This is a genomic window from Pseudoxanthomonas sp. PXM01 (assembly GCF_014851815.1).
Classification (GTDB): domain Bacteria; phylum Pseudomonadota; class Gammaproteobacteria; order Xanthomonadales; family Xanthomonadaceae; genus Pseudoxanthomonas_A.
Genome location: NZ_JACVAJ010000002.1, coordinates 659,557 through 672,939, shown reverse-complemented (window position 1 = coordinate 672,939; position 13,383 = coordinate 659,557). Strand labels below are relative to the sequence as shown.

General features: G+C 69.3%; 8 protein-coding genes. 6 read left to right on the top strand and 2 right to left on the bottom strand.

Features of this window, described 5'->3' with window-relative positions:
• Positions 1–68 precede the first annotated feature (68 nt).
• A complete protein-coding gene (gene tsaB / locus IB230_RS12615) occupies positions 69–809 on the top strand; it encodes a tRNA (adenosine(37)-N6)-threonylcarbamoyltransferase complex dimerization subunit type 1 TsaB (protein ID WP_192272687.1) in 741 nt (246 codons plus the stop codon).
• Positions 810–823: 14 nt separating this feature from the next.
• Here the strand turns inward: tsaB and IB230_RS12610 are convergent, their stop codons facing one another.
• Together IB230_RS12610 and gshB are read right to left on the bottom strand one after the other, a co-directional pair.
• The gene (locus IB230_RS12610; protein WP_192272685.1) at positions 824–1,699 is read right to left on the bottom strand and encodes an energy transducer TonB; all 876 of its coding nucleotides are present in this window, start codon (positions 1,697–1,699) and stop codon (positions 824–826) included.
• Position 1,700: 1 nt separating this feature from the next.
• The gene (gshB, locus tag IB230_RS12605) at positions 1,701–2,648 is read right to left on the bottom strand and encodes a glutathione synthase (protein ID WP_192272683.1); all 948 of its coding nucleotides are present in this window, start codon (positions 2,646–2,648) and stop codon (positions 1,701–1,703) included.
• Between the two features lie 242 nt (positions 2,649–2,890).
• Here gshB and IB230_RS12600 point away from each other — a divergent pair, with 242 nt between their 5' ends.
• The 5 genes from IB230_RS12600 to IB230_RS12580 all read left to right on the top strand — a co-directional run bounded on the left by IB230_RS12600 (position 2,891) and on the right by IB230_RS12580 (position 13,381).
• Positions 2,891–3,292, top strand: a complete 402-nt coding sequence (locus IB230_RS12600) for a response regulator (RefSeq protein ID WP_055940451.1) — start codon at positions 2,891–2,893, stop codon at positions 3,290–3,292.
• A gap of 53 nt (positions 3,293–3,345) precedes the next feature.
• Positions 3,346–3,876 carry a chemotaxis protein CheW gene (locus IB230_RS12595; protein WP_192273918.1) on the top strand — a complete coding sequence of 177 codons (531 nt, stop codon included), beginning with the start codon at positions 3,346–3,348 and terminating at the stop codon, positions 3,874–3,876.
• A 33-nt stretch (positions 3,877–3,909) separates the two neighbouring features.
• On the top strand, positions 3,910–5,946 hold the full coding sequence (locus IB230_RS12590) for a methyl-accepting chemotaxis protein (protein ID WP_192272681.1): 2,037 nt from the start codon (positions 3,910–3,912) through the stop codon (positions 5,944–5,946).
• Between the two features lie 90 nt (positions 5,947–6,036).
• The gene (locus tag IB230_RS12585; RefSeq protein WP_192272679.1) at positions 6,037–12,138 is read left to right on the top strand and encodes an Hpt domain-containing protein; all 6,102 of its coding nucleotides are present in this window, start codon (positions 6,037–6,039) and stop codon (positions 12,136–12,138) included.
• Complete coding sequence (locus IB230_RS12580) at positions 12,125–13,381, top strand: chemotaxis protein CheB (protein ID WP_192272677.1); 1,257 nt, start codon at positions 12,125–12,127, stop codon at positions 13,379–13,381. Before IB230_RS12585 ends, IB230_RS12580 begins: the two co-directional genes overlap by 14 nt.
• The last annotated feature ends 2 nt before the right edge of the window (positions 13,382–13,383 follow it).

Genomic DNA, 13,383 nt, shown 5'->3' with positions numbered 1-13,383 from the left:
TGCGGGGTGGCGATCGCGCAAACGCGCCAGCGTTTAAGCTAGCCCCCTTTCCCCGTCCCGTCCGTCCCATGAAGCTGCTCGCCTTCGAAACCGCTACCGAAGCCTGTTCCATTGCCGTCTACGTCGATGGCGAGGTGCGCGAGCGTTTCGAAATCGCGCCGCGACGGCATGCCGAACTTGCGCTGCCTTGGGCCGAGCACCTGCTGGTGGAAGCAGGCATCGTGCGCAGCCAGCTCGATGCCATCGCGCTGAGCCGTGGTCCCGGCGCCTTTACCGGCGTGCGCCTGGCCATCGCGCTCGCGCAGGGCATCGCGTTGGCGCTGGACCGGCCACTGGTGCCGGTGTCCACGCTCGCAGTACTGGCCTCGCAGGTGCCGCCACCGCGGGTGACGGCGGGCGAAGGCGGCTGCGACGTCGGCACCGCGCACCCCATTCTTGCGGCGATCGACGCGCGTATGGGCGAGGTCTACACGGGCACCTTCGTGCATCGTGGCGACCGTCTCGAGGCAACGTCGGGCGAAGCGGTGATCGCACCTGCCGATTACGCGCTGGCGGGTGATGACGCCGGCTGGATCGGCGTAGGGACCGGTTTCGCGGCGGGCGAGGGTGTGCTGGCCGCGCGCCTGTCATCCCGCTTCGTCCGCATCGATGCACAGGCATTGCCGCATGCGGCGGATCTCGCGCGACTCGCGGCAGACGCGTTCGCCCGGGGCGAGATGGTGGCGCCCGAGCTTGTCGAGCCCGCCTACCTGCGCAACAACGTCGCGCTGACGCTGGAAGAACAGAAAGCCTTGCGCGCCTCCCGCTGAGGCGTGCGCCTGCGTTACTCGTCGCGCACTTCGCCGCCCGGCAGGAAGCGCCAGGTGCGGGTGACGTGCAGGACGTCGACGTTTTCCGCCGTTTCCGGCAGCGGCGGGAACGGCGAGGACAACTGCACGATGCGCTGCGCCGTCGAGTCGAGCAGCGGCACGCCGCTGGACTGGATGATGCGGGTCTGCTCGACGCTACCGTCGCGGCGCACCGCCACACTGATCACCAGCGTGCCGGCCAGACGCCGGCGGCGCGCTTCGTCGGGGTAGTTGAGGTTGCCCACGCGCTCGGCGCGATCCACCCAGGCGCGCAGGTAGTTCGCGTAGACGTATTCCTTGGTGCTGGCCGAGACGAACTTGCGCTTCGGCCGCTTGGCGTACAGCTCCGAGCGCAGGTGGTACTCCGCCGCCAGTCGTGCCATCTCGGCATCGCGCTGCACTTTCTGTTCGCCCTGAGGCAGCTCGGGCTGGTCCGGCTGCGGGCGTGCTTCGGCGGCAGGCGCGCGGGTCTCGCTGTCGCGCGTGGTCACCACGCGGCTCTCCGGCGGCGGCACCGGCGCGGTGGTCTGCGCGCGCAGCGGCTGCGGCGCCAAGCCGGTGTCGGGTTGGGGGATCCAGCCGGCCTGGCTGTCGCGCGGGCGCCTGGCCTGGTCGCTTTCGCCGCCGCCTTCCTGGTTGGCGGCGGCGAGGAAGTCGGCTTCCTTCGGCGTCAGCGGCGTGCTGGTCTGGCTGAGGATCACGTCCAGCGTCGGCATCACCGGCGCGGCGTCGTCCAGGGCGAAGCCCACGCCGAGCACCAGCAGGCCGTGCACGATCAGCGACAGCGCCAGGGTGGCGCCGAGGCGTTCGTTCGCGCCGATCTTCGGCGGTGGAACGGGGACGGCCGACATCTCAGGCGGCCAGCTTCTTCTCGATGGCGTCGAACAGCTGGCCGGCGATGTTCAGGCCGTACTGGCCGTCCAGCTCGCGCACGCAGGTGGGGCTGGTGACGTTGACCTCGGTCAGGTAGTCGCCGATCACGTCCAGGCCGACGAACAGCATGCCGCGGCGCTTCATCTCCGGGCCGACCTGCGCGGCGATCCAGCGGTCGCGCTCGCTTAGTGGACGGCCCTCGCCGCGGCCGCCGGCGGCCAGGTTGCCGCGGAACTCGTCGCCCTGCGGAATGCGTGCCAGCGCGTAGTCCACCGGCTCGCCATCGACCAGCAGCACGCGCTTGTCGCCGTCCTTGATGCCGGGGATGAAGCGTTGGGCCAGGGTGAAGTTGCCGCCGCCGATCAGCGTTTCCAGAATGACGTTGGTGTTGGGGTCGCCGGCCTTCACGCGGAAGATCGAGCGGCCGCCCATGCCGTCCAGCGGCTTCAGCACCGCCTCGCCATGCTCGGCCACGAAGGCCTTGAGCGCGGCCGGGTCGCGGCTCACCAGGGTGGGAGGGCAGCATTGCGGGAAGAGCAGCGCCGCCAGCTTCTCGTTGAAATCGCGCAGGCCCTGCGGATCGTTGACGATCAGCGCGCCGGCCTGCTGCGCGACGCCCAGCACGTGCGTGTCGTAGAGATACTGGTCGTCGACCGGCGGATCCTTGCGCATCAGCACGACCTGGCCGGGGCCGAACGTCAGCGTGCGCGTATCGCCGAGGGTGGACCAGCCGGCCTTGTCGTCCTTCACCGTCAACGCCGCGACCTGGGCCTGGGCCACGCCCTCGCGCAGCGACAGGCGGCCGGGGATGACGTAGTGGAGGCGGTGACCGCGCCGCTGGGCTTCCAGCAGCATGGCGAAGGTGGTGTCCTTGGCGATCTTGATGGACCCGATCGGGTCCATGACGACGATGACGTCCAGCGGCATGGGGGCGGTTCTGCGGGAGACGCCGCATGGTATCAGGGCGGACGCGGCCGCCGGTCCGGACGCCGGTGGAACACCGCGTCCGCCCGGTGGCGGAAAATTGAGACGTGGATCGCATGATGCCGTTCAGCGACGCGCACCGGAAAGGCGCGGCTTGACAGTGCGCGCCGGGATGGGGGATATAAGCAGCAACGCAGCGTGGCCGGTTCGTCAATGAAGCCACGCGCGCATGGGGAAATCAGGTAATGACGCAGAACGAAGGCCAGGCCGGTGGACTCCACGGCCTACGGGTCATGGTGATCGATGACTCGAAAACCATCCGCCGCACCGCGGAAACCCTGCTGAAACGCGAGGGTTGCGAAGTCGTGACCGCGACCGACGGGTTCGAGGCCCTGGCCAAGATCGCCGACCAGCAGCCGCAGATCATCTTCGTGGACATCATGATGCCGCGCCTGGACGGGTACCAGACCTGTGCGCTGATCAAGAACAACCAGGTGTTCAAGTCCACGCCGGTCATCATGCTGTCGTCCAAGGACAGCCTGTTCGACAAGGCGCGCGGGCGCATCGTCGGCTCGGAGCAGTACCTGACCAAGCCGTTCACGCGCGAGGAACTCCTCGACGCCATCCGCGCCCACGTCAGCACCTGAGGGGCTGGCGCCATGGTGATCATTCGCACTGAGTGCACAGGGGGCGGGCGATGATCCGCACACCGTTCGATACGCTGGCCGAATACGAGCGCCGCAGCCTGGCGCATGCCGTGCTGCAGCCGGCGCGCGAGATCGCGCAGGACCAGTACCGTGGCGTCGGCTACCGCGTCGGCAAGCGCCGGCTGATTTCCAACTTCGGGGAAGTGGTGGAAATCGTGCAGATGCCGCCGGTCACGCCGGTGCCGGGCGCGCAGCCGTGGCTGCTGGGGATCGGCAACCTGCGCGGCAACCTGTTTCCGGTCGTGGACCTGAAGCAGTTCCTCGAAGGCGAACGCACCGTGCTGCACGAGGGCCAGCGCGTGCTGGTCATGCGCCAGGCCGGTGGCGATGTCGCGCTGACCATCGACGAGCTGTACGGCCAGCGCAGTTTCCACGAATCGCAGCAGGTCGAGCCGGGGGATCTGGCGGACGGCCGCTACGGGCATTTCATCGATCGCGCTTTCGCCAGCGACGATCAGCGGTGGGGCGTTTTCGCGCTGGGGCTGTTGGCGCGCACGCCGGAATTCCGCCAGACCGCGCTCTGAGCGCGGACGACAAGAACAATCAGGGGTTGAACGATGAGCACTGCGACGGATTCTCCTAGCGCCGGCAAGGTCGGCAGTTTCGGCAACAATTTCTGGCTGTTGCTGCTGGCGCTATCGGTGCTGGTCTTCGGTGCCAACACCGGTGTGGCCACCTACCAGGGCAGTCGCCTGTCCGGCGCCAGCACCGGCGCATCGGACATGCGCGTGCTGTCGCAGCAGTTGACCAACCAGGGCCGGGAAGCCGTGGCCGGCAACGCCGAGGCGTTCAAGGCGTTCAAGGAGACCAAGCAGTCGGTCGAATCCACCGTCTCCGACCTGCAGACCCGCTTCGGCAACGAAGGCGCCATCTCCGGCCCGCTGGCCAAGCTGAGCGCCACCTGGGCGCCGCTGGGCAAGAACGCCGACCAGATCGTCGCCTCCGAAGCCGCCGTACTGGCGCTGGCCGGCAACGCCGACCGGTTCGCCACCCAGGTGCCCAGCCTGCAGGCACAGCTCAACGAAGTGGTGCGTGCCATGTCCGCCGGCGGTGCGCCGTCGTCGCAGATCTACAGCGCGCTGCAGCAGGTCGTGCTGGCCGGCACCATGGCCCGCCGCGTGACGGAAATCCGCGCCGGTGGCGCCGGTGCCGCCACCGCTGGCGACGCGCTGGGCCGCGACGCCGTGCTGTTCGGCCAGGTGCTGGACGGCCTGCGCGAAGGCAATCCCGATCTCGGCATCGCCCCGGTCCGCAATGCCGCCGCGCTGTCGGCCCTGCAGAACTCGCAGACCCTGTGGACGGCGATGAAGAAGGACCTGGACGCGATCCTGGCGAGCTCGCGCAACCTGTTCGCCGCGCAGTCGGCCGCCGCCGCGCTCACCAACGGCTCCGGCCAGATGCTCCAGGACAGCACCAACCTGTTCCAGGCGTTCTCGGCGTTCGGCTCGGTGCGCGACACGCGCCTGTTCCCGAACTTCTGGCTGGGCATCGCCTCCGGTGCCGCGGCGCTGATCTCCATCATCGGCCTGCTGTACTCGCTGTACCGCACCCGCCAGCGCGAGCAGGAAATGCGCTACCAGACGCAGGTGGAATACAACAGCCGCAACCAACAGGCGATCATGCGGCTGCTGGACGAAATTTCCTCGCTGGGTGAAGGCGACCTGACGGTGAAGGCCTCGGTGACCGAGGACATGACCGGCGCGATCGCGGACGCCATCAACTACGCCGTGGACGAACTGCGCAACCTGGTGACGACGATCAACGACACCTCGGTGCAGGTGGCGGCGTCGACGCAGGAAACGCAGGCCACCGCGCTGCAGCTGGCGGAAGCCGCCGGCCACCAGGCCGACCAGATCACCACCGCCTCCGACCGCATCAGCGAGATCGCGACCAGCATCGACCAGGTGTCGAAGAACTCCACCGAGTCCGCCGAAGTGGCGCAGCGCTCGGTGCAGATCGCGACCGAGGGCGCGGGCGTGGTGCGCGAGACGATCCGCGGCATGGACCAGATCCGCGACCAGATCCAGGAAACCTCCAAGCGCATCAAGCGCCTGGGCGAGTCGTCGCAGGAAATCGGCTCGGTCGTGGAACTGATCAACGACATTTCCGAACAGACCAACATCCTGGCGCTCAACGCGGCCGTGCAGGCGGCCTCTGCCGGTGAAGCGGGGCGCGGTTTCGCGGTCGTGGCCGACGAAGTGCAACGCCTCGCCGAACGCACCTCGGGCGCGACGCGCCGCATCGAATCGCTGGTGCAGACGATTCAGGCCGATACCAACGAAGCGGTCAGCTCGATGGAGCAGACCACCGCCGAAGTGGTGTCCGGTGCGCGCCTGGCCGAGGACGCGGGCACCGCGCTGGGCGAGATCGAGCGCGTGTCGAACGACCTCAACAACCTCATCAAGGGCATCTCCAGCGCCGCGCAGCAGCAGTCGTCGGCGGCATTGGACATCACCCAGACGATGGGCGTGATCCGCCAGATCACCTCGCAGACCTCGCTGGGCGCCGGCCAGACCGCCGAGTCCATCGGCCACCTGGCGCAGTTGGCCGCGGACCTGCGCCGCTCGGTCGCCGACTTCAAGCTGCCGGGCTGAGGACGGGACGCACTGCATGAACTTCCTACGCCATCCCGCCTGCCAGCAGCGCAAGGCTGACGGTCCTGCCGTCGCCGCGGGAGCACGCCCATGAGTGCGCTGCGCGAAGCCATGAGCCACGCCGTGCTCGGCTGGGTCAAGCCCGAACTGGACGAGACGCTGCGCCTGGTCCGCCAGGAGATCGAAGCGTTCGTCGAAGCCCCGGCCGATACCAGCCGCATGCGCTTCTGCGCCGGCTACCTGCACCAGGTGCAGGGCACGCTGCGCATGGTCGAGCTGTACGCGCCGGCGATGGTCGCCGAAGAACTCGAACTGCTCGCCAAGGCGTTGCAGGACGGTGCCGTGGGCGATCGCGACGAGGCGTGCGCCACGCTGATGCGTGGCGCGGTGCTGCTGCCGGACTACCTGGAGCGCCTGCAGGAAGGCCATCGCGACATCCCGATCGTGCTGCTGCCGCTGCTCAACGAGATCCGTGCCTCGCGCGGTGCGCCGGGCCTCAACGAAAGCATGCTGTTCCCGGGCGGCGCCCGCGACGAAGCGGCCCCGAGCGAAGCCGAGATCGACCACGCGCGCAGCAGCCTGAGTGGCCGCAATCGCGAGCTGCTGGACACCGTCGGCAACGCGGTCAAGGAAGAACTGCTGCGCGTGAAGGACGCGCTGGACCTGCACCTGCGCACGGGCAGCGACGCGAACGAGCTCGACTCGCAGGTCACCGAACTGGGCAATGTCGCCGATACGCTCGGCATGATGGGGCTGGGCGTGGCGCGCGACGTCGTGCTGCAGCAGCGCGACACGTTGCGCGAGGTGGCCTCCGGGTCGCGTCCGGCCGACGAGGGGACCCTGCTCGACGTCGCCGGTGCGCTGCTGTACGTCGACGCGTCGCTGGACGATCAGGTCGCGCGGCTGGGCAGTGGCGATGCCGAACAGGACCCGAGCGCGGCGGAATCGCAGCGCACGGTCGAGGTGCTGGCGCAGGAAGCCATCATCAACTTCGCCGGTGCGCGCGAGCGCTTCGTCGCCTTCATCGAAACCAACTGGGACCACGCCGAACTGGCGGATGTCCCGCGCCTGCTGGACGAAGTGGCGGGCGCGCTGCGCATGCTCGAACTCGGCCAGGCCGGCGACTACGTCGTCGGTGTGAAGCGCTACGTGAGTGGCGAGCTGATCGGCAAGAAGCGCGTCCCCGGTGGCCAGCAGCTGGACACCCTGGCCGACGCGATGGCCAGTCTGGAGTATTACCTGGAGGCGCTGCGCGAGCGGCGTCCCAACCGCGAGGACATCCTCGAGATCACCCGGGGCAGCCTGGAAGCGCTGCGTTACTGGCCGTTGCCGGCGGAAGCCGTCGCATCGTCGGAAGCGCCCGTCGCCGAGGCGCCGGTGACCGTGACGACGCCCGCCGTCGAAGCGGCCTCCGAACCTGCCGCCGAAGCACCTGCACCGGCGTCGTTCGGCACGCTTTCGCTGGAGCCGCTTGATGCCGCGCCGGCACCGCCGTCGAACGCGGGTGCGAACCCGTTCGATCCCGTGGGCTTCGAGGAAGAAGGCACCGCTTCGCCGGCGACGGTCGAAGCGGAGGTGCCTGCATTCGACCTGCCGATCGAGGCCGGCGACCGCAATGCAATCGATACCGCGGTCGACGCTGTCGACACCACGGTGCTCGACACGGCGGTTGACGCGCCGGTTGACGCCGAGGCACCCGCGCCGGTGGTCGAAACCGATACGTTGCCCGACCTGCGCCACGAGATCGCAGCGGCCGCGGCCGCCGTGCCGTCCGCGATCATGGGTGGGTTCGATGGCGACAGCACCGACATCGACGACGACATCCGCGAGGTGTTCCTCGAGGAATTCGACGAAGAGATCGTCAACCTGCGGCAGCTGCTGCCGGCCTGGCGCAACAACACCGAAGACCTGGAGCGCCTGCGGCCGATCCGCCGCGTGTTCCACACGCTGAAGGGCAGCGGGCGCCTGGTGGGCGCCAAGACGCTCGGCGAGTTCAGCTGGAAGGTCGAGAACATGCTCAACCGCGTGCTGGACCGCACGCGCGCTCCCAGCCACGCCGTCGAAGTCCTGCTCGAACAGGCCTGCGACACGCTGCCTCAGCTCAATGCCGCGCTGCGCGGACAGGGCAGCGTCACCGCCGACCTGGCCGGCCTGCAGGACGTGGCGGACCGCCTGGCCGCGGGCGAGGACGCGTACTACAGCGCCGAGCCGACCGTGCTGGAAGAGCAGGCCGACTTCGTCGAGCCGACGCCCGTGGCGCCGGTCGCCTTCGTCGACGACGCGCCGGCCGTGTTCGAACCGGAAACCGAAGGCACGCCGGCGTCGGTCGACGCGGTGCTGCGCGAAATCCTCGAAGCCGAGGTCGACAATCATCTCGATACGGTCGACCACTGGCTGCAGAAGGCGCAGGTCGAAGCCACGCCGGTCACCGAGGAATTGCTGCGCGCGATCCACACGATGAACGGCGCGCTGGCGATGGCCGACGTACCGGAGATCACCCACGTCACCTCCGCGGCCGAGCAGTACACCAAGCGGCTGCTGGCGGCCGGCGAAACGCCGACGCCGGAAGGCGTTTCCGCGTTCGCCGATACCGCGCAGGCGATCCGTCGCAGCGTCGCGGCACTGCAGGCGCCGTCGCCGCGCATCCCCGTGTTCGCTGCCCTCGCGGGCCAGTTGCGTGCGCTGACCGACAGCCTGCCCGACGTGCGGCAGGGTGCGCAGATCGTGGACGACACGCGCCAGGGAACCTACGTCGGCCAGACGCCGATCGCCCCGCCCGTCGGGCCGTCGGACGTCGAGCTGCTGGCGATGGACCTGTCGGCCTACCTCGATGCCGAGGCGGCCAACGGCGCCGGTGGATTCGAAGCCGCCGTGCCCGTCGAGGATTCCGTTCCCGATGCCGCTGTCGGAGTTGTGATCGAAGAGGCGACGGACGACGCGGCGGAGACAGCGTCGGTCGATGTGCCCGTGGTGCCGGAAACCCCGGCGCCCGTGGACCAGAGCGTCACCTTCTACGACATCGATTACCGCATCCTGCCGCGCACGCAGACGCCGGATGCCGAGGCTGCGGCACCTGCGGGCAGCGACGTCCATGAGGAAGAGGCATCCGCCGAGGCGGAGGAGAGTGTCGTCGCCGAAGCCGATACCGGCCTGGTCGATGTCATCGAGGACGCCTCGATGGCGACCGAGGAGTCCGTTGCGGTGTCCGATGCGGACGTCGTCGGGCTGGTAGCCGACGAAGCGGCCTCCGACGCCGAAGAGGATGCGCTGGTGGTCGATGGCGACCTGCCCGCGTTCCTCGCCGAGGCGGACGACGCATCGACAGCCGACGCTGGTGACAGTGACGTGGCGACCGAAGCGGATCTGTCCGTCCCGGTCGATGACGTCGCCGCGCAGGACGAAGCCGCTCCCGCGGAACTCTCCGACGACGTGTCGGAGACCGCCGCCTGGACGACAGACGTCGCCGACGCCGTCGAAGAGGTCACCGTCGAAGAAATCACCGTCGAGGGCGATACCGTCGACAGCCTCGACGCAGTGCCGGGCTCAACGGAAGACGAAGCGGTGGCGGCAGAAGTGCTGTCCGTTGTCCCGCAGGACGACGCATCCGCCGGCGAGACCGCTTCCGCGGATGACACCAACGCCTTGGGTTCCGTCGAGGATGCGGTTGTCGAGGACGCCGTGCCGGAGCCGGCCGCCCTCGACGAGACCGTCGAGGTCCAGGACATCGCGGATGTCGCGGATGTCGAAGATGCACCCGCTGCGGAAGCCCCCGCACTGCAGGACGCCGAAGTCGAAGCCGTTGCCTCCGTCGAAGTCGAGGAGTCTGCCGTGACCGCACCCGCCGACATGCCGGAGCCGGAAGACGCGCTCGACCTGACCGGGCTCGACCTGGACCTGGTCGAGATCTTCGTCGAGGAAGGCAACGACCTGCTGGACCACTCCGACGACCTCATCGCCAAGCTGCGTGAAACGCCGGAAGACCGCACGCTGCTCACCGGCCTGCAGCGCGATCTGCACACGCTGAAGGGTGGCGCGCGCATGGCGGGCATCCACGCCGTCGGCGACCTGGGTCACGCGATCGAGTCGATGCTGGAGTCGATTGCCGGTCAGCGCACCGAGCTGGACCGCCGCGGCATCCAGCTGCTGGAACGCGGCTTCGACACCCTGCATGCGCAGCTTGCCCGTGTCACCGCGCGCCGCACCGTCTCCATCCCGGACGGCATGGTCGCGGAGTTCAACGCGCGCGCCCGCGGCATCGAACTGCCGGATGCGCCGGCGACGACGGATGCGCCCGCCGCACCGGTCGAGCTCGCGCCGCTGTCTGCGCCGATCGACACCGAAGCGGCTGCACCGGTCGAGGAAGAGTTCTTCCCCGTCGGGCAGCAGGAGCAGGTGCGCGTCCGCGCCGATTTGCTGGACCGTCTGGTCAACAACGCCGGCGAAGTCGCGATCTACCGCGCCCGCCTGGAACAGCAGCTGGGTGCGTTCCGCGGTGCGATGGCGGAACTGGACCGCACCAACATCCGCATGCACGACCAGCTGCGTCGCCTCGACCTGGAAACGGAGGCGCAGATCGTCGCCCGTTACCAGCGCGAACACGACAAGCAGGACCCGACGTTCGACCCGCTGGAACTCGATCGCTTCTCCACGTTGCAGCAGCTGAGCCGCGCGCTCGCCGAATCGGCGGCCGACATCAGCGGCCTGCAGGGTGTGCTGGACGACCTCGCGCGCCAGTACGACAGCCTGCTGCAGCAGCAGTCGCGCGTCAGCTCGGAACTGCAGGACGGCCTGATGCGCGCGCGCATGCTGCCGTTCGAAGGCATCGTGCCGCGCCTGCGCCGCGTGCTGCGCCAGGCCGCGACCGAGACGCACAAGCAGGTCAGCCTGCAGTTCTCCGGTACGCACGGCGAAATGGATCGCAACGTGCTGGACCGCATGACGGCGCCACTGGAGCACTTGCTGCGCAACTCGATCGCGCATGGCCTGGAGACGCCGAAGGAACGCCGCAAGGCGGGCAAGCCGGAAGAGGGCACGGTGCATGTCGCCCTGCGCCGCGAAGGCTCGGAAATGGTGCTGGAGGTGTCCGACGACGGCGCCGGCCTGAACCGCGACGCCATCCGCAAGCGCGCCGAACAGCGCGGCCTGCTGCAGCCGGGCGCCGTGCTGCCCGACACCGCGCTGGACCGCCTGATCCTCGAGCCCGGCTTCAGCACCGCCGACAAGGTCAGCCAGCTGGCCGGCCGTGGCGTGGGCATGGACGTGGTCTACAACGAAGTCCGCCAGCTGGGCGGTTCGCTGGAAATCAGCTCGGTGCCGGGCAAGGGTGCGACCTTCACCCTGCGCCTGCCGCAGACGCTGGCCGTCAGCCAGGCCGTGTTCGTGCAGATCGGCGAGACGCAGTTCGCCGTGCCGGTGGCAGCGGTCAGCGGCATCGGTCGCATCAGCCACGCACGTTTCGGTGCGGGTGCGGGCAGCTACCACTACGCCGGCGAAGACTACCCGCTGTACAACCTGGGCCACCTGGTCGGCCAGGGCGCCGCCAAGGCCGAAGGCCAGCCGCAGGTGCCGCTCCTGCTGGTGCGTTCGGGCGACCTGCGTGCCGCCGTGGCCGTGGACCAGGTGCTCGGCAACCGCGAAATCGTGGTCAAGCCGGTCGGTCCGCAGATCGCGTCGATCCCCGGCATCTACGGCGCCACGATCACCGGCGACGGCAGCGTGGTGGTGATCCTGGATGCCGCACCGCTGGTGCGTCGCCACCTGGCGCAGCCGCAGGAGCCCGCGCAGCAGGCACCCGTGGTCGAACAGCGCCGCGTGCCGCTGGTGATGGTGGTCGACGACTCGCTGACCATGCGCAAGGTGACCAGCCGCGTGCTGGAGCGCCACAACTTCGAGGTCACCGCCGCGCGCGATGGCGTCGAGGCACTCGAGAAACTGGACGAGCGCGTGCCCGACCTGATGCTGCTCGACATCGAAATGCCGCGTATGGACGGTTACGAGCTGGCCACGGCGATGAAGGCCGATCCGCGCTTCAAGGACGTGCCCATCGTCATGATCACCTCGCGTACCGGCGACAAGCATCGCCAGCGCGCCTTCGACATCGGCGTGCAGCGCTACCTGGGCAAGCCGTACCAGGAGCTCGACCTGATGCGCAACGTGTACGACCTGCTGGGAATCGCCCGTGTCCGTGAGTGAAGCCAAACGCGTCGCCCTGCTGGCGCGCCCGGGCGAGGCGCGCGAGCGCCTGCGCGTGGCGCTGCACGAGGCCGGCGCCGAGATCGTGCTGGAAGACGACCCCAATGCGCTCGATGCCGAGGCGCTGGGCAACAGTGCACCGCAGGTGGTGCTGGTGGCGCTGGAACCGGCCATCGAGGACAGCCTGGAACGCTTCGACAGCGTGCTGCACGATCCCGCGGTCGCGGTGATCTTCGACGAGGCCGAACTCGCCGCGCGCCGCCAGGGCTGGGACGCCCAGCGCTGGGCGCGCCATCTGGCCGCCAAATTGCACGGCCACCGTGACGTGCTGCCGCCGGGCCGCGAAGAAGACGTGGCCCTGCAGCTGGAGCCCGGCCTGCCGGTGACACCGGCCCAGTTGCACGAAGGTGCGGAGATCTCGCTGCACCTCGAGGAGGCCGCCGGCATGGCGCTGGAACTCCCGAGCGACGATTTCGCCTACACCGGCAGTTTCCAGGCGCGCGACACGGACGAACAGGTCATCGATGCGGACGCCTGGCTGCGGTCGGCGACCGCACAGGCGGAGGCTCCGGCCGTTCCGCCGCCGCTCCCCGAATTGCCGACCGGAGGACCGCCACCACTGCCTCCCGCACCGGCCGCGACCAGCACCGGCCACGCCGGCTTCGACCTGTCGAAGCTGGAGCTGGAACCGCTGGAAGCAGGCAGTCTCGCGTCGGCGCGCGTGCAGGGCGCGGTGCTGGTGTTCGCCGGCATCGGCGGCCCCGATGCGGTGCGCAAGCTGCTGGCCGACCTGCCGACCGGTTTCCCGAAGCCGGTGATGGTGCACCTGCGCCTCGATGGTGGCCGCTACGACAACCTAGTCCGGCAGATGGAGCGCGTGTCGCACATGCCGGTGCTGCTGGCGGAAGCCGGCAAGGCCGCCGACGCGGGGCATGTGTACGTGCTGCCCGGTGACGTGGTGCCGTTCGTCGATGCGGGCGTAGTGAGTTTCCGCCCCGGCGCGGTGATCCACACGATGATTCCGCAGCTGCCGCCGGCCGACAGCGCCGTGTTGCTGCTGAGCGGCAGCGACACCGCGCTGGTCGATGCCGCAGCCACGCTGGGCAGTGAAGGGGCGCTGGTCATGGGCCAGTCGCAGGAAGGCTGCTACGACCCCGCCGCGCCCAAGGCGCTCGCGGCGCGCGGCGCCGACCTGGGCTCGCCCGCGCAGATCGCGCAGCGCCTGACCGACCGCTGGTTCTGAGG

Excerpts from the sequence above, each read along its gene's own strand:
- tsaB (WP_192272687.1), top strand. The coding sequence starts at position 69 with ATGAAGCTGCTCGCCTTCGAAACCGCTACCGAAGCCTGTTCCATTGCC.
- IB230_RS12610 (WP_192272685.1), bottom strand. The coding sequence starts at position 1,699 with ATGTCGGCCGTCCCCGTTCCACCGCCGAAGATCGGCGCGAACGAACGC.
- gshB (WP_192272683.1), bottom strand. The coding sequence starts at position 2,648 with ATGCCGCTGGACGTCATCGTCGTCATGGACCCGATCGGGTCCATCAAG.
- IB230_RS12600 (WP_055940451.1), top strand. The coding sequence starts at position 2,891 with ATGACGCAGAACGAAGGCCAGGCCGGTGGACTCCACGGCCTACGGGTC.
- IB230_RS12590 (WP_192272681.1), top strand. The coding sequence starts at position 3,910 with ATGAGCACTGCGACGGATTCTCCTAGCGCCGGCAAGGTCGGCAGTTTC.
- IB230_RS12585 (WP_192272679.1), top strand. The coding sequence starts at position 6,037 with ATGAGTGCGCTGCGCGAAGCCATGAGCCACGCCGTGCTCGGCTGGGTC.